The sequence below is a fragment of the Crossiella sp. CA-258035 genome (assembly GCF_030064675.1).
Lineage (GTDB): Bacteria > Actinomycetota > Actinomycetes > Mycobacteriales > Pseudonocardiaceae > Crossiella.
Map to the genome: position 1 here is coordinate 2,092,044 of NZ_CP116413.1, position 15,411 is coordinate 2,107,454.

At 72.7% G+C, this 15,411-nt stretch carries 12 protein-coding genes; 6 read left to right on the forward strand and 6 right to left on the reverse strand.

Annotated features, from left to right (window positions below; genetic code table 11):
* The first annotated feature begins 9 nt into the window (after positions 1-9).
* Positions 10-1,140, forward strand: a complete 1,131-nt coding sequence (locus N8J89_RS10180; RefSeq protein WP_283664080.1) for a Gfo/Idh/MocA family protein — start codon at positions 10-12, stop codon at positions 1,138-1,140.
* 132 nt (positions 1,141-1,272) lie between these two features.
* Here N8J89_RS10180 and N8J89_RS10185 read toward each other — a convergent pair whose 3' ends face one another.
* On the reverse strand, positions 1,273-1,845 hold the full coding sequence (locus N8J89_RS10185) for a TetR/AcrR family transcriptional regulator (RefSeq protein WP_283664081.1): 573 nt from the start codon (positions 1,843-1,845) through the stop codon (positions 1,273-1,275).
* Between the two features lie 135 nt (positions 1,846-1,980).
* Between N8J89_RS10185 and N8J89_RS10190 the strand changes: the two genes are divergently transcribed.
* From N8J89_RS10190 to N8J89_RS10200, 3 genes are all read left to right on the forward strand, one after another.
* Complete coding sequence (locus tag N8J89_RS10190; protein WP_283664082.1) at positions 1,981-3,024, forward strand: aldo/keto reductase; 1,044 nt, start codon at positions 1,981-1,983, stop codon at positions 3,022-3,024.
* Positions 3,025-4,312: 1,288 nt separating this feature from the next.
* Complete coding sequence (locus N8J89_RS10195) at positions 4,313-5,587, forward strand: glycosyltransferase (protein WP_283664083.1); 1,275 nt, start codon at positions 4,313-4,315, stop codon at positions 5,585-5,587.
* A 33-nt stretch (positions 5,588-5,620) separates the two neighbouring features.
* The gene (locus N8J89_RS10200) at positions 5,621-6,595 is read left to right on the forward strand and encodes an aldo/keto reductase (protein ID WP_283664084.1); all 975 of its coding nucleotides are present in this window, start codon (positions 5,621-5,623) and stop codon (positions 6,593-6,595) included.
* 309 nt (positions 6,596-6,904) lie between these two features.
* Here N8J89_RS10200 and N8J89_RS10205 read toward each other — a convergent pair whose 3' ends face one another.
* The 4 genes from N8J89_RS10205 to N8J89_RS10220 form a co-directional block, all read right to left on the reverse strand.
* Positions 6,905-7,675, reverse strand: coding sequence for a PadR family transcriptional regulator (locus tag N8J89_RS10205; protein WP_283664085.1), 771 nt, complete (start codon positions 7,673-7,675; stop codon positions 6,905-6,907).
* Positions 7,676-7,830: 155 nt separating this feature from the next.
* Positions 7,831-9,015 (reverse strand): pyridoxal phosphate-dependent aminotransferase, encoded by a 1,185-nt coding sequence (locus N8J89_RS10210; RefSeq protein ID WP_283664086.1) that lies wholly within the window; start codon positions 9,013-9,015, stop codon positions 7,831-7,833.
* Positions 9,012-10,028, reverse strand: coding sequence for an agmatinase (gene speB / locus N8J89_RS10215; protein ID WP_283664087.1), 1,017 nt, complete (start codon positions 10,026-10,028; stop codon positions 9,012-9,014). Before speB ends, N8J89_RS10210 begins: the two co-directional genes overlap by 4 nt.
* Positions 10,025-11,464, reverse strand: a complete 1,440-nt coding sequence (locus N8J89_RS10220; RefSeq protein WP_283664088.1) for a sodium:solute symporter family protein — start codon at positions 11,462-11,464, stop codon at positions 10,025-10,027. The genes speB and N8J89_RS10220 overlap by 4 nt, the downstream gene beginning before the upstream one ends.
* A 132-nt stretch (positions 11,465-11,596) precedes the next feature.
* Here N8J89_RS10220 and N8J89_RS10225 point away from each other — a divergent pair, with 132 nt between their 5' ends.
* On the forward strand, positions 11,597-13,069 hold the full coding sequence (locus tag N8J89_RS10225) for a PucR family transcriptional regulator (protein ID WP_283664089.1): 1,473 nt from the start codon (positions 11,597-11,599) through the stop codon (positions 13,067-13,069).
* Positions 13,070-13,162: 93 nt separating this feature from the next.
* Positions 13,163-14,023 carry a class I SAM-dependent methyltransferase gene (locus N8J89_RS10230; RefSeq protein ID WP_283664090.1) on the forward strand — a complete coding sequence of 287 codons (861 nt, stop codon included), beginning with the start codon at positions 13,163-13,165 and terminating at the stop codon, positions 14,021-14,023.
* A 7-nt stretch (positions 14,024-14,030) separates the two neighbouring features.
* Here the strand turns inward: N8J89_RS10230 and N8J89_RS10235 are convergent, their stop codons facing one another.
* Positions 14,031-15,383, reverse strand: coding sequence for a CoA transferase (locus tag N8J89_RS10235; protein WP_283664091.1), 1,353 nt, complete (start codon positions 15,381-15,383; stop codon positions 14,031-14,033).
* Positions 15,384-15,411: the final 28 nt, after the last annotated feature.

A 15,411-nucleotide genomic window follows, 5' to 3' on the forward strand; every position in this document is an offset into this window, starting at 1 on the left:
GCTGCACCCATGAGTAGGGCAATGCGAGTCGGGGTGATCGGCGACGGACTGGCGCGGGGCTGGGCGGCCCGCGCGCACTTCCCCGCGCTGCGAGGACTGCACGGAGTCGAGCTGTTCGCGGTCGCCGACCCAAGCCATCCCGCCGACGACGTGGCCGCCCAGTGGGGCGCGCACCTGGTCTGCGCCGACCCAGCCGAGCTGGCCACCCACCGCCAGGTGGACGTGGTCACCGTCGCGGGCCCGGTCCCCGGCCACGACGATCTCGTGCGCACTGCCCTGTCCGCGGGCAAACACGTGTTCTGCGAATGGCCGCTGAGCACCAACGTCCGCGCCGCGGCCGAACTGCGCGACCTGGCCGCCCGCTCCGGCGGGCACCAGGTCGTCGGCCTGCGCGGCCGCGCCGACCCCGGCGCGCGCTTCGCCCGTGACCTGTTGGCCCACGGCGAGATCGGCGAGGTGCTCGGCGTGACCCTGAGCGCCGCCCCAGCGAGTCCATCGGAGTCCACAGTGGACGAACCGCTGCTCACCGGCGACGGCGGCCAGGCCCTGGACGTCCTCCGGTTCTGTCTGGGCGAACCCGCCGAACTGTCCGCGACCCTCACCACCCGCTGCCCCGGCGTGCCGGGCCCGGACCAGGTCCTGGTGCAAGGACTCCTCGAGTCCGGGGTGGCGATCTCGGCCCACCTGCAGTCCGGCGCACCGGGCGGCACCGGCTTCCGGATGGAGGTCCAAGGCCGCCGCGGTGCTCTGGTCCTGGTGTCCCCCAGTCGGATCGGCGAGCACGAGTCCACCGTGCTGCTGGCCCGCCGCACCGGCGGCGGCACTTCGGCGGCCGCTGCTACGCCCGGTGCCGCCACGCCCGGTGCCGTCGCACTCGGTGCCGCCCCGCCCGGTGCCACCCTGCTTGGCGTGGCCCAGTCGCTTGAGGTGGTCCCGGTCCCGGAGAGCTACCGGAGTGGCGTGGCCGCGGTCCCGGCGGGCCCCGCCCAGGGAGTCGCCCGACTGTACGCCGAACTCCTGCGGGCGGTCCGGACCGGAACGCCACAGGACCCGGACTTCACCACCGCGGTGGGACTGCACTGCCTGCTGGACACGGTGGCCGCGGCGGCGAGCACCCGGCGGTGCCGCAGCTTCGGGTGATCGCGGCTCACTCCGGCGGGGGAGCGCACTCACCTCGCGGCGGGAGGGATCCCGGCGGGTGCTGCGAGAGTGTTGACGGCGGGGGGAACTGGGGGTGGGCACGGCGGTCAACGGGCCGTCGTGCCCCACGGTTCAACCTCGGGGGCCCAAGCCGTGGAACAGCGTGGTGACAACCCGGTCGGCGAGCACGTCGACGTCAGTGCGCTGTTCGACGTGCTCGTGCACCGCCTCGAGCAGCAGGGCGTGGTAGACCCGGCCCAGCCAGTCCGGGCTGACCGACTCGTCCACCAGTCCGGCCGCGAGGATCCGGTCGAACAGCGCCTGCGACTTCCGGCGGACCCGCACCTCGGTGGCCATGGCCGTGGACTCGGCCAGCGCCTGCTTGCTCGGCGTGAACCGCCACACGCTCTTCACCGTCACCAGGTTCGCGGTCAACTGGTGCAGGGCCACCAACGGCGGCGCGGTATCCGTACGGGCGGCGTTGATCGCGTCCTCGACCTGGGACATGATGGCGTCAATCATCGCCGCGACCAGCGCCTCCCTGGTGGCGAACCGGCGGTGCACGGTCGTGCGGGCCACGCCCGCGGCATCGGCGATCTGCTGCAACGTCGTCGTCGGATCCGCACTCAGCATGCGGTCGGCCACGCGCAGGATCGCCTGATGGGTGCGTTCCGCATCCGCGCGTAGTGGCCGCTCCAAGGACATGGGCAGACGATACCCAGCAGTCGCGCCTCCCCATAAACTCGCAACACGAGTGTTGCATATATGCGGTAATCCGATACGGTGGTGTTTCGGGTCGAGCAGATCCGTCTTCCCACCACGAACTGAGGGACACACGACATGCGGCTGCGCACCCTCGGCGGCACCGGAATCAAGGTCAGCCCCTACTGCCTCGGCGCGATGATGTTCGGCGCCATGGGCAATGCCGACCACGACGAGTCGGTACGAATGATCCACACCGCCCTGGACGCGGGCATCAACTTCATCGACACCGCTGACGTCTACTCCAACGGCGAGTCCGAGGAGATCGTCGGCAAGGCCCTCAAGGGCCGTCGCGACGACGTCGTCCTGGCCACCAAGGCGCACCTGCCGATGGGCGAGAACCCCAACCGGCGCGGTGGCTCCCGGCGCTGGCTGGTCCGCGCCGTGGAGGACAGCCTCCGCAGGCTCGGCACCGACCACCTGGACCTGTACCAGCTGCACCGGCCCGATGAGGACACCGCCGTGGACGAGACCCTGGGCGCGCTGTCGGATCTGGTGCGCTCCGGCAAGGTCCGCGCGGTGGGCACCTCGACCTTCCCGGCCGAGCTCATCGTGGAGATGCAGTGGGAGTCGGAACGGCGCGGCCATGTCCGCGTGCGCACCGAGCAACCGCCCTATTCGATTTTCAACCGCGCGGCCGAGACCTCCGTTCTGCCGACCTGTGCTCGTTACGGGATGGGCGTGTTGACCTGGGGACCGCTCAACCGGGGCTGGCTCACCGGTCGCTACCGGCCCGGCTACCAGTTGCCGGAAGGCGCGCACCCGGTGCAGCAGCAGATGTTCGACCCGGCGAACCCCGCCAACGCGCGGAAGTACGCCGTGATCGAGCAGCTGCTCAAGCTCGCCGGGGAGACGGGCCACTCACTGGCCCACCTCGCGGTGGCCTTCGTGCTCGCCCACCCGGCGGTGACCTCGGCGATCATCGGGCCGCGCACCCCTGAACAGCTCGCGGACCTGTTGGCGGGCAAGGATGTCGTGCTCGAGGACGAGGTGCTGGACCGCATCGACGAACTCGTTCCCCCTGGCACCGTCCTGAACGCCGACGACAGCTTCTACCAGCCGCCGGGCATCACGGACCCGTCCCAGCGCCGTCGTCCCCGCGAGGCCAGGGCCGCGGTCTGACCCCCGGAACGGAGCGAGGACCTCGCGCTCCGGGGGACAGCGCCGCACCGGCCTGGCTCGGGCGATGCCGGGCCAGCCGCACCGGATCACTGCCGCGTCCGCCGGTGCTGGGCCGCTCAGGCGGCACGGGATGGATCCCTCCCGTGGCCGCTGCGAGCGACCCGGCGACGGCGGTGGACCGAACCGGTGCGGTCACGACCTCGCTCCGCTCGCGGAGGCTCGATCGGACTGCCCCGGGTTGGCCCGCCCCGGGCGATCTGGCGGCGGGGCCGTCCTGGCCCGGCTCAGTGCCTGGATCGTCAGGGTGCCTGAATCGTCAGGGTGCGGCGGTGATCGGCTTGGCCGGCTTGGCATGCCCGCCCCGTCCGGCGTGGTGACAACCCTCGTCTCGCCCGGTTCCGCCTGACCGAGGTCGCGGCGCCGGATGCGCCGGGGACCGGTCTGGCTCGGACAGTCCAGCGGTTCGGCGATCCGGGAGCCAGCGGTCTGCTGCTGGCCCGAGGTCAGTGGTTCGGCGGGGCCTGCTGAACCAGCGGTGCGGTTCTCCGGCGCGGTTGCGCCCGGACTGGCTCGATGGAGTCCGGATGCGGTGCCGCGCCTGGCCGGAGCGGGCTGGGTCAGCTGGGGCCGGGCCTGCCGCGTCGAGGTTGGCCTGAAAGGAATCGACTCGACTGCGGGTGCGGGCCTCGGTGGGGACGGCCGGGCTGAGGGTTGTCGTACTGCGGCTTGCCGTGCGGCGGGTCGCCGTAGTGGGGTTCGCCGGGCGGGGAGTTGCCGGGCTGGGGTCGGTGGCCGGGTGGATGTACGGGTGTAGGGGCCTCCTGATTCTGGTTGACATAGCGGAACTTGGGCGTGGACCGCACACACGTGGGGCAGTAACGGGCTGTGCGCTCGGCCCGCCGCCGGTTCGGCGGCACGGCGGGGGAGTTGCACAACGCGAACCAGACCCGGAGCTCTCGGGTCACCTGAAGCTGGTCGGCGTCAGGAGCCACGCGATGCAGCAGAGGACGGAACAGGCCTGGCCACCAGGGGACGTCCTCGCCATGCACAGTAGCGCCTCCGAAGGGGAGGGTCCGACCACTTCATGGGCAAACGTAGCCAGATCCCACGACCGTGGGATACCGCCGCCCGTGTCGTGCGGAAATGGCGGCGAAATCAGTCACGCCGGGTGGTTTCGAGTACGTGAACTTGGGCCGGACTCCTACTTTGGGAGGTACCGGATCGGCGGTGGCAACCGATTGTGTTCCACACACTGAGGGAACGACGATCCGCAAACGGGGCAACGACGATGAACGTGCTGCTTCTGGCCTACGGCTCGCTGGGGGACATCCAGCCTTTCGTCGCGCTCGGCAAGGCGCTTGAGCAGGCCGGGTACAAGGCGGTGCTGGCCGCGCCCGCGCGGTTCGAGTCCTACGTCGCCGAGCACGATTTGCCTTTTTCGCCGATCAGTGATGCCCTGGTGGAGCTCGCTGACAGCGCGGAGCTTCGGGCCTCGCGAGAAGGCGATGCGGTGCAAGCCGGTGTGGCCTGGCTCGATGCCCTCCGGCGCGGCAAGGACGCGGCGACCGCTGTGCTCGAGGACAGCTGGGCGGCCGCGGCGTTCGGGCCCGACCTGGTGGTGCACCACCCGATCACGGCCGGACAGCACATCGCGGAGAAGCTTCGGGTTCCGTCGGTGCTGGCCTCGCCGCAGACCGCCTACGTGCCGACGGACGCGTTCCCCTGTTCGCTGATCTCGGTGCCGGACTGGTTGCCGCCGGCGTTCAACCGGTTCACCTACACACTGCTCGGGCTGTCCGGACGACTGTTGTCCAAGCCGACCGACCGGTGGCGGGAGCAGGTGCTCGGCCTGCCCCGGCGCCGGGGACAGCACGACCCGCTGCGTCAGCCCGACGGGCGGTCCACGACGGTGCTGAACGCGTTCAGCCCGCACGTGTTCCCGCCCGCGCCGGACTGGCCGGAATCCGTGCACACCACGGGCTACTGGTTCCTGCCCGCAGCCACGGACTGGACACCGCCGCCCGCGCTGGCGGAGTTCATGCACGCCGGCGCACCGCCGGTGTGCGTGACCTTCGGCAGCACGGTCGGCGGCGACCCTCGGCGCTTGGCGCGCACCGTGCTGGACGCGGTGCGGCTGGCAGGCGTCCGCGCGGTGCTGGTGTCCGGGTGGGGCGGGATGCAGCTGGACGAGCTGCCCCCGGAGGTCATGCTGGTCGACCACGTGCCGTTCGACTGGCTGTTCCCCCGGGTGTCCGCGGTGGTGCACCACGGTGGCGGCGGCACCAGCGCGGCTGCCGTGGTCGCCGGGCGGCCGCAGGTCGGCTGCCCGGTCGTGGCGGACCAGCCGCAGTGGGCGCGGCGGATGCACCACCTCGGGGTGGCACCGCCGCCGATCCCGCAGCGGGTGCTGACCACACGGGCGCTGGCCGAGGCGATCCACCTCGCCGTCACCGATCCGGGCATGGCCCGGCGGGCCGAACGGCTCGGTCGGCTGGTGAACGCCGAGCGCGGTGCGGAGGCCGCGGTGGCGGTGCTGGAGAAGCTGGTGCGGCGCAAGGCTTGACCTGGAGCGCGCTCCAGCGGACAGGCTCGGCGCATGCGACAGATCACCCTCGGTGGTGCCGGCGGCCAGCGGGCCAGCGTGTTGTGCCTCGGCGCGCTGCCGTTCGGGTCCTCAGTGGACCGGGACACCTCCTTCGCCATCCTCGACCGGTTCGTCGAGGCGGGCGGGAACTTCATCGACACCGCGAACAACTACGTGTTCTGGACCGAGGACGGAAAGGGTGACGAAAGCGAGAACCTGCTCGGCGACTGGCTGCGCACCAGGGGCAACCGGTCCGAGGTGGTGCTGGCGTCCAAGGTGGGCGCGCTGCCGGACCCGGACAAGGCCGGACAGTTCCCGGACAACGCGGAAGGCTTGTCCGCCAAGGTGATCAGCACCCAGCTGGACAACAGTCTGCGGCGGCTGGGCACTGATCACCTGGACGTGTACTACGCGCACATCGAGGACCGCTCGGTGCCGCTGGCCGAGACGGTCGGCGCGTTCGGCGAGGCCGTGGCGCAGGGCAAGGTGCGGGTGCCGGGGTGCAGCAACCACCCGACCTGGCGGATCGACCGCGCGCGTGAACTGGCGAAGCGGGATGGGCTTGCGCCGTACGGAGTTCTGCAGTTCCGGCACAGCTACCTCCGGCCGCGGCCGGACATCAGGCTGCCCGAGACCGGCCACGTTCAGGCCAGTGATGAGCTGCTGGATTATGTGCGCACCGAGGAAGACCTGGTGCTGACCGCGTACACGACCCTGCTGTTCGGGGCCTACACCCGGCCGGACCGCCCGCTGCACGAGCACTACGACCACCCCGGTACCCGGCGCAAGATCGCCGTGCTGCAAGAGGTGGCCGCCGAGCTGGGCGCCACGGTGAACCAGGTGGTGCTGGCGTGGCTGTTGCACGGCAACCCGGTGGTGGTGCCGGTGCTGGGCGTCAGCTCGGTGGCGCAGCTGGAGGAGTCACTGGTGGCGGCGGAGCTGGAGCTCAGCGCGGACCAGTTGGCCCGGCTCGCCGCGGCTTGCTGACCAAGCGCCGCGATCCGGATGCGGGGCAGGGGCCGGGGCCGCGAGGGTGCGCGCCGGATGCCGCCGGACGACGGGGGTGCCGCGGGGTGCGGCAGGCGCTGCGGGTCCGGCTGGATGTAGCGGCTGTGGCGGATCTTGCGGCTGTGGCTGGATGTTGCGGGTGCGGCTGGGTTCCGCGGACGGTTGCGGGGCGGGTGATCGCGCCGCAACGCGTGCTGCGGTCGACCGGCGGGCGACGGGGGGTGGGTCGCGGTGTCGGCGGCGGTGTGGGGCGTGACGGGACTTCGCGTCACGCCCCTGCCGGGCCGGTCACTGCTGGTCGTCCTCTTCCGCGAGGATGCGGTAGAGGTTGCGGCGGACCTCGGCGAGGAGTTGGCGGGCTCGGGCGGCCTGCTCCGGGGTGCCGGCGGCGGCGACCTGGAGGGCGGCCTGGTGGACCTGGCCGAGTAGCTCCTGGAGCTCGACCACCGCGGTGTCCACGCCGCCGCTGACGGTGTCCCAGACCACGGCGAGCTCGGCCTCGTTCTCCGCGACGTAGGTGCGGCCTGCCTCGGTCAGTTCGACCATCTGGCGGCCGCCTTCCTTCTCGGAGACGACCAGGCCCTCTTCCGCGAGCTGCTTGAGCACGGGGTAGATCGAGCCGGGGCTGGGACGCCAGTAGCCGTCGCTGCGTTCGGTGATGTCGGCGATGAGCTGGTAGCCGTGAGTCGGGCCGTCGACCAGGACGAGCAGCACCGCGGCCCGGACGTCGCCGCGGCCGACCTTGGGGCGCTGCCAGCCGCTGCCGGGGCCGCCGAAGCCGGGGGGCATGGGCGGGAACGGGCCGCCGTGGCGTGGGCCGGCCGGGCCGCGGTCCGGGGTCCAGCCCCAGAAGTGGCGGTGGCCGCCCCGGCCTCGGCCGTGGCCGCGCTCGTGTGGGCCACCACCGCGGCGGCCCCGCTCGCCGCGGCGCTCACCTCGGCCTTCGGCGGGCTCGCCGGGAACTTCGCCGGTGTCGTTGTGCATGGCCACCCGGGTCCACGGGGTCCGCATGCGCGGGCCGCTGAACCAGGGGCCGAAAGCTGCTGCGTGGGCAGTCATGTGATCACTCCTTGAATAGTCGCGACATGCTATTCGTGTCGCCGATGTGTTCACGATATATCGCCAACACTCGAGACGCAAGCATGACCTGCCCCCGGACAGTGAAACGGCGGGTCCCCTGAGTGGAGACCCGCCGTGTTTGCCCAGCTCAGCGGCTAGATGTTGGTTGGGATGCGGCGCAGGGCACGGAGGCGGTCGATGGCGGTGTGCAGGGTGTCGGGACGCTTCGGGAAAGCGAAGCGGACCAGCTTCCGGCCCTCCTCGGGGTTGGCGTAGAAGGAGGAGCCGGGGACCACCGCGACGCCGAGGTCGGTGATCAGGCGGCGGGCGAACTCGACGTCATGGCCGCCGGGGTCGAGGTCCTCGGTGCCGCAGAGCACGTAGTAGGCGCCGTCGGGCGCGTGCAGCCGGAAGCCGATCTCGGTCAGCGCCGGGCAGAGCAGGTCTCGCAGTTCGCGGTAGTGCGCGGCCAGGCCGGTGTAGTACTCCGGCGGCAGGCCCAGCGCGGTGACCGAGGCGGCTTGCAGCGGGGTGGGCGCGCCGACGGTGAGGAAGTCGTGCACGGTGCGGATCGCCTTGGTCGCCCAGGCCGGGGCGATGGTCCAGCCGACCCGCCAGCCGGTCACCGCGTAGGTCTTGGACACGCTGTTGATGGTGATCGTGCGGTCGCTCAGGCCCGGCACGGTGGCCGGGGGGATGTGGCCGCCGTCGCCGAGGAAGTGGATGTGCTCGTAGATCTCGTCGGTGATGCACAGGACGTCGTAGCGCTGGCACAGCTCGGCGATCAGGTCCAGCTCGGCGCGGCTGAACACCTTGCCGGTCGGGTTGTGCGGGGTGTTGACCACGATCGCCCTGGTGCGCTCGGAAAACACAGCGCGCAGCTCGGCCTCGTCGATGGACCAGTCCGGGCGGTGCAGCGGGACGAACCGGGGGGTGGCGCCAGCGAGCACCGCGTCCGGGCCGTAGTTCTCGTAGTGCGGCTCGAACATGATCACCTCGTCGCCGGGTTCGACCAGGGCGAGCATGGTGGCGACCATGGCCTCGGTGGCGCCGCAGGTCACGCAGATCTCGGTCTCCGGGTCGACCTGCCAGCCCGGGTAGGCCCACCCGGTCTTGGTGGCGATGGCCTCGCGCAGCGCGGACTCGCCGAAGGTGATCGGGTACTGGTTCAGGTCGGCGTCCACCGCGTCCTTGACCGCCTGCTTCAGCTCCGGCGGGCAGGCGAAGTCGGGCAGGCCCTGGGACAGGTTCACCGCGTCGTGCGCGGTGGCCAACCGGGTCATCTCCCGGATCACCGACTCGGTGAACGAGGCGACCTTGCTGCTGACCCGAGTGATCACCGGTGCTTCTCCTTGTCGATTCGGCGGCGCGCCGCGATGAGACTGATCAGTTCGTAGGCGGTGTGCGCGGCGGCGATCGCGGTCAGCTCGGCGTGGTCGTAGGCCGGGCTGACCTCCACCACGTCCGCGCCGACGATCCGGCAGCCCGCCAGGCCGCGCAGGATGCCGAGCAGCTCCCGGCTGGTCAGGCCGCCCGCCTCGGGGGTGCCGGTGCCGGGGGCGTGCGCGGGGTCGAGCACGTCGATGTCCACCGAGATGTAGAGCGGGGCGTCGTCGATCCGCGTGGCGATCCGGGCGGCGATCTCGCGGGCGCTGGTTTCCGCCAGGTCCATCGAGGTGATCGCCAGGAAGCCGAGCGCCTCGTCCGTGGCCAGGTCGCCGGGGCCGTAGAGCGGGCCGCGGATGCCGACGTGGGTGAGCCGGGAGGTGTCGAGCAGGCCCTCCTCGGCGGCGCGGCGGAACACCGTGCCGTGGGTGTGCGCGGCGCCGAAGTAGGTGTCCCAGGTGTCCAGGTGCGCGTCGAAGTGCAGCAGCGCCACCGGTCCGTGCCTGCCGGCGACCGCGCGCAGCATGGGCAGCGCGATGGTGTGGTCGCCGCCGAGGGCGACCGGGATGGCGCCGGTGGCCACCAGGGCGGTGGTGGCCTCGGTCATCTGGGCCAGGGCCTCGGGGATGTCGAAGGGGTTGGCCGCGACGTCACCGCAGTCGGCGACCTGGACCGTGGCGAACGGGGAGATGGCCAGGCCGGGGTGGTAGGGGCGGAGCAGGCGGCTGCCCTCGCGGATCGCGGCCGGGCCGAAGCGGGCGCCGGGTCGGTAGGAGGCGCCGGCGTCGAAGGGGAAGCCGAGGACGGCGATGTCGCAGCGGTCGACCTCGTCGCGGCGGGGCAGGCGGGCGAAGGTGGGCCAGCCGGCGAAACGGGGGACCCGGGACGCGTCGATCGGTCCCCGGATGCCGAGCTGGTCTGGGTTGCTGAGTTGCCCGGGAGCAGGGGGAGGGGTGGGCGCGGTCATCGGGCCGCCGTCGGTTCGGCGGGGTTGCTCTCGCCCGCGAGGCGGCGTTCCCAGGTGGCCAGCCGGGCCGGGTCCTCGGGGCGGGTGAGCAGGCTGACCGTCACGTAGCTGACCAGGCCGACGAGCAGACCCAGGTAGATCGGTTCCTGGGCGGACAGGCCGAAGTAGGCCATGCAGGCGATCACGGTGCCACCGCCGAGGGTCATCGCGGTCAGGGCGCCGGCGCGGGTGGCTCGGCGCCAGAGCAGGCCGCCGAGGATCGGTACCAGGAGGCCGCCCACCAGGAGGTTGTAGGCGACGTCCAGGGCGGTGACCACGTCGGAGACCAGGCAGGCGATGGCCACTCCGAGCACGCCGAGGATCAGTGTGAACAGACGCGTGGTGCGCAGGTCGTCGCCCGCGCCGGGATTGCGGCGCAGGCGGGGCCACAGGTCGTTGCCGGCGACCGTGGCGCAGGCGATGAGGGCGCCGCTGGCGGTGGACATGACCGCGGCCAGCGCGGCCGCCAGCACCAGGCCCTTGAGACCGACCGGCAGGGCCTCGGTGACGATGGTGGCGAACGCCCGGTCGCGGGCCTCCAGCGCCGGGTACAGCGCCTTGGTCGCGGTGCCGATGAGAGCGCCGGCGAAGGCGTAGACCAGGCAGTAGACGCCGGAGAACGCGCCGCCGATCCGGGCCACCCTGTCATCCCGCGCGGTGAACACCCGCTGCCAGATGTCCTGGCCGATGAGCAGGCCGAAGAAGTACAGCAGCACGTACTTGAAGATGTTCTCGCCGCCGATGGCCCACAGCGAGAAGAACTGCGGCTCCAGCTTCGCCGCCATCGCGCTGAACCCGCCCGCCTTGATGATCGCCGCGGGCAGCAGCACCAGCAGGATGCCGACGCTCTTCACCACGAACTGCACGATGTCGGTCGCGGTGATCGACCACATGCCGCCGAGCACCGAGTACAGCACCACGATGCCGCCGCCGAGCAGCACCGACGGGATGTGCGACATCCCGAACAGCACGCCGAAAATGGTGGCGCAGGCGATGGTGGAGGTGGCCATCAGCATCAGCGAGTAGGCCCACATGACCACGCCGGAGACCGGCGCCGCCTTGCCGCCGTAGCGCAGGTCGAGCATCTCGCTGACCGTGTAGACCTTGAGCCGGGTGATCCGCGCGGCGAACACCAGGCTCAGGCCGAGCACGCCGAGCCCGATGGTCAGCACCATCCACGCCCCGGACAGCCCGTACTGGTAGCCCAGCCCGATCCCGCCGACGGTGGACGCGCCGCCGAGCACCACCGCGGACATGGTGCCGGAGTACATGACGTAGCCCAGGCGCCTACCCGCGACCAGGAACTCGCTCTTGTCCCTGGCCCGCCGGGCCGCCCACCAGCCGATGACCACCATGGCCACCAGGTAGGTGATCATCACCGCCGAGTCGATCGTCACCGGTCCTCCTTCGCCGCGAGTGGAACCGAGTTGGTAGGACCGTAGGGACCCGCCGGACCGCTGCGAAGTGGATGATTCGCACAACTGACAACACTGTCCAGGACGATTCGTCCACCGGTGAAGGAGTGCGGCATGGCCACGGTGACCATCGGGCTGCACGACGTGCTCGCCCGCGCCGACCTCGGGCTGACCCAGCTGAGCGGGCCCGCGGAGGACCGCACGATCCGGTGGGTGCACATCTGCGAGCTGCGTGACCCGGGGCACTACCTCACCGGCGGCGAGCTGCTGCTGACCGCGGGCGTGGACTTCCCGGACACCAGGGCCGAGACGCACCGCTACGTCCGGCGGCTGGTCGCGGCCGGGGCGGCGGCGCTGGGCTTCGGGGTGACCCCGGTCCACGACGAGGTGCCGCCGGAGCTGGTCACCGCCTGCCGCCGGCACGGGCTGCCGCTGCTGCTGGTGCCGCAGCGGACCTCGTTCCTGGTGATCAGCCAGGTGGTCTCGCTGATGCTGGCCGCGCAGGAACGGGCCGGTCAGCACCGGATCTCGGTCGCGCAGGCCGCGCTGACCAGGGCGGCGGCCCGGCCGGACGGGGTGTCGGCGGTGGTCCGGCAGCTGGCCGCGGCACTGGGCGGGTGGGCGGTGCTGGCGGACGGGCGGCGCCGGTTGAGCAGCGGGGGAGCGGTGCCCGCGCGGGCGGAGGAGGTGGAGGAGCTGGTGGCGCGGCTGCTCACGCCGGGCGGGCCGTCCTCGGCGACCGCGCACCGGGCCGGCGGACAGGTGGTGGCGCAGGCGCTGGGGCGGACCGGGCGGGTGCTGCTCGCGGGCCGGGAACCGGGGTTCGGCACCGCGGACCGGGCGATCCTGGAGGTCGGCGTGGCGCTGCTGACCGTGCTCAGCGGCGCGGACCGGCTGCCCGCGCCGGTGGGGGAGCCGGTGGCGGCGCTGCTCGCGCTGGTGCTCGACGGCGCGGCCGCCGAGGTGGAGACGCACGTGGCCGCCGCGGCCGGGGTGTCGCCCGGCGGGCAGTGGCAGGTGGTGCGGGCGCGGCGGGCCGGGACCACCGGGGAGGTCGACCGGGCCGAGGTCGCCGCCCGGCTGGGCACCCCGCTGGTCGGGTTCGCCGAGGACGGCGGGGTGCGCGCGCTGGTCCCGGCGGCCGGGCGGAGCGCGCTGGCCGAGGACCCGCGCTGGCTGGTCGCGGCCAGCGCGCCGGTGGGCTGGGCCGAGGTGCCCGGCGCGGCCCGCCGGATGACCCGGCTGCTGCGGCACGCGGTGGCGCAGGGCCGTTCGCTGACCGAGTCGCCGCGCGGCGGACTGGACGGGCTGGTGCCCGCGGCGGACGCGGCGGAGTTCGCGCGCGCCCGGCTCGCGCCGCTGGCCGGGCACCCGGCTCCACTGGCCGAGACGCTGCGGGCCTGGCTGGCCGCCGGTGGCAACTGGGAGACCGCGGCCCAGGTGCTCGGCGTGCACCGCAACACCGTGCGGCACCGCGTGGCGACCGCTGCCCGGCTGCTGGACTGCGATCCGCAGGACGCGGACACCCGCGCCGAACTGTGGCTCGCCCTGCGTTGGCTGCCCGAACCGCAGCCCGGCCAAACGTGATGTTTCGCCTAATCACGGCCGGTTCTACAGATAGCGAACCCACTAGTTTCCGAGAGGAGACCGTACCAACCGAGGTCATCCGAAGGAGCCCGAGTGGTAGCCCGTGAGACCGAGTCGAGCGGACATCTCCTGGCCGGAAAAGCCAGTTTCGACCACATCTACGAACAGCACGACCCGCGCGCCTACTTCGGCACGCTGCGCCCCCTGGAGTACCAGATCCCGCACCACGCCCAGCAGGTCTTCCGCAGGCTGCTGGAGTTCTGCCCCAAGCCGGCCACCGGCGCCACGGTGACCGATCTCTGCTGCTCCTACGGCGTCAACACCGCCCTGCTGCGGCACGACCTGGTGCTCAACGACCTGTACGTGCGCTACGCCGAGGTGGACTCCTCCTCGGCGCAGGACCTCGCCGCCCGGGACCACACCTTCTTCCGCAGCCGCCGACGCCCGAAGGCCCCGCGCACGGTGGGCATCGACCGCTCGGCCCGCGCGGTCGCCTACGCGCAGCGGGCCGGGATGCTGGACGCGGGCTTCGGTGAGGACCTGGAGCACGCCGAGCCCAGCGCGGGACTGCGTGAAGCCGTGGCGGAGACGAACATGGTCACGGTCACCGGCGGGGTCGGCTACATCACCCACCTGACCTTCCGGCGGCTGCTCGACTGCGTGCGCCGCCCGCCGTGGGTGGCCGCGTTCGTGCTGCGCGGGGTGTCCTACCGGGCCATCGCCGAGGCGCTCGGCAAGCACGGACTGGTCACCGAGAAGCTCTCCGGCCGGACCTTCCGGCAGCGCCGCTTCGCCTCCGCCGAGGAGGCCAGGACCACCGTGCACGCCCTGACCTCCGCGGGAATCCCGGTGCGGGACAAGGAGTCCACCGGCTACTTCCACACCGACCTCTACCTGTCCCGGCCGGCCGGTGAGGTGGCCGAGCGGCCAGTGGAGCGGCTGCTGGCCGACTGAGGCGGCCTCAGCGGAACGCCGCGGGATCCGCGCCCGGCCGGTGCGGCGGGTTGGCCCAGTACGGCGCCTGACCCGCGATCGTGCCCGCCGGGCGCGCGTGCCGGACCCGGCCGAACGGGGTGTCCGTCTCGGTCAGCAGGTCCTCGACCCTCGGCTCCGGCAGCGCGAGCCCGTCGTGGCGGCCGAGCCCGTCCAGCCAGGCCGCGGTGCGGGCCAGCGACACCTCGGCGTGCCAGGACCCGCCGTGCTGGGACCGGCGGCGCAGTCCCTCCACCGCGGCCAGCGCGGCCAGGTGACCGGTGGCGTGGTCCAGGATCTGGGCGGGCAGCGGCACTGGGCGGTCGGCCTCGGCCGCGGTGGCCGTCTCGTGTGCGATGCCGGTGGCCACCTGCACCAGGCTGTCGAAGCCGCGCCGCCCCGACCACGGGCCCGCCTGGCCGTAGGCGCTGACCGACACCGTGACCAGGCCGGGGTTGAGCGCGGCGCAGTCGTCCGGGCCGAGGCCGAGCTGGGCCAGCGCGCCCGGCCGGAACGCCTGGATGAGCACGTCGGCCTGGCGGACCAGCTCGCGCAGGGTGTCCCTGGCCGCCGGATCGCGCAGGTCCAGGTGGCAGAAGTGCTTGCCGAAGCCGGTGTCCACCACCAGCGGTTCCACCAGCGCCAGGTGGTCAGCGCCCACCCGGAGCACGTCCGCGCCGTGCCCGGCCAGCGTCCGGCCGGCCACCGGTCCGGCGATCACCCTGGTCAGGTCGAGCACCCGCACCCCGGCCAGCGGCCGTTCCGCCTGGCCCAGCGGGCGGCGCGGGGTGTCGTAACGGCAGGTCAGCTCGATCAGCGGCAGCCTGGCCAGCGCGCGGGCCTGCGGTGTGCCCAGCCAGTCGCCGCGGGTGCGCTGGGCGGCGGCCGCGCCACCGGCGGCCAGCACCGCCTCCTCCACCGCCAGCGCCGAGGCGGTGCGCAGCGCGGCGGCCACCTCGGACTCCGGCACCGCCAGCGCGGTCAGCACCGCCCGGTGGTGCGCGGGGTAGTTGCCGTGCAGCCGCACCCAGCCGTCCGCGGTCGGGTAGTCCCCGGACAGCGGCCCCCAGACCGGCGGCACGACGCCGTCGATCCGGAGGTAGCGCTCGCTGCGCAGGGCGACCGCGGCGGCCCGGCCGTCCACGGTGACCTCAGGGCCGGGACCCCCACGGGTCCGCCACAGCCTGGCCGCGGCCAGCGAGCCCGCCGCCACCACCGCGGTGGCCGCCTCGGTCACCTTGAAGATCGAAGGAAGGATCTCGTCCGGGCTGGTCACGGTGACCGAGGCCAGATCGGCGGGGTTCCCGCCGAGCACGCCCCACACCTGCTGGAGAGCGTTCATGGATCGACGCTAGCCCTGAAAAAGCCCT

Excerpts from the sequence above, each read along its gene's own strand:
- N8J89_RS10180 (WP_283664080.1), top strand. The coding sequence starts at position 10 with ATGAGTAGGGCAATGCGAGTCGGGGTGATCGGCGACGGACTGGCGCGG.
- N8J89_RS10185 (WP_283664081.1), bottom strand. The coding sequence starts at position 1,845 with ATGTCCTTGGAGCGGCCACTACGCGCGGATGCGGAACGCACCCATCAG.
- N8J89_RS10190 (WP_283664082.1), top strand. The coding sequence starts at position 1,981 with ATGCGGCTGCGCACCCTCGGCGGCACCGGAATCAAGGTCAGCCCCTAC.
- N8J89_RS10195 (WP_283664083.1), top strand. The coding sequence starts at position 4,313 with ATGAACGTGCTGCTTCTGGCCTACGGCTCGCTGGGGGACATCCAGCCT.
- N8J89_RS10200 (WP_283664084.1), top strand. The coding sequence starts at position 5,621 with ATGCGACAGATCACCCTCGGTGGTGCCGGCGGCCAGCGGGCCAGCGTG.
- N8J89_RS10205 (WP_283664085.1), bottom strand. The coding sequence starts at position 7,675 with ATGACTGCCCACGCAGCAGCTTTCGGCCCCTGGTTCAGCGGCCCGCGC.
- speB (WP_283664087.1), bottom strand. The coding sequence starts at position 10,028 with ATGACCGCGCCCACCCCTCCCCCTGCTCCCGGGCAACTCAGCAACCCA.
- N8J89_RS10225 (WP_283664089.1), top strand. The coding sequence starts at position 11,597 with ATGGCCACGGTGACCATCGGGCTGCACGACGTGCTCGCCCGCGCCGAC.
- N8J89_RS10235 (WP_283664091.1), bottom strand. The coding sequence starts at position 15,383 with ATGAACGCTCTCCAGCAGGTGTGGGGCGTGCTCGGCGGGAACCCCGCC.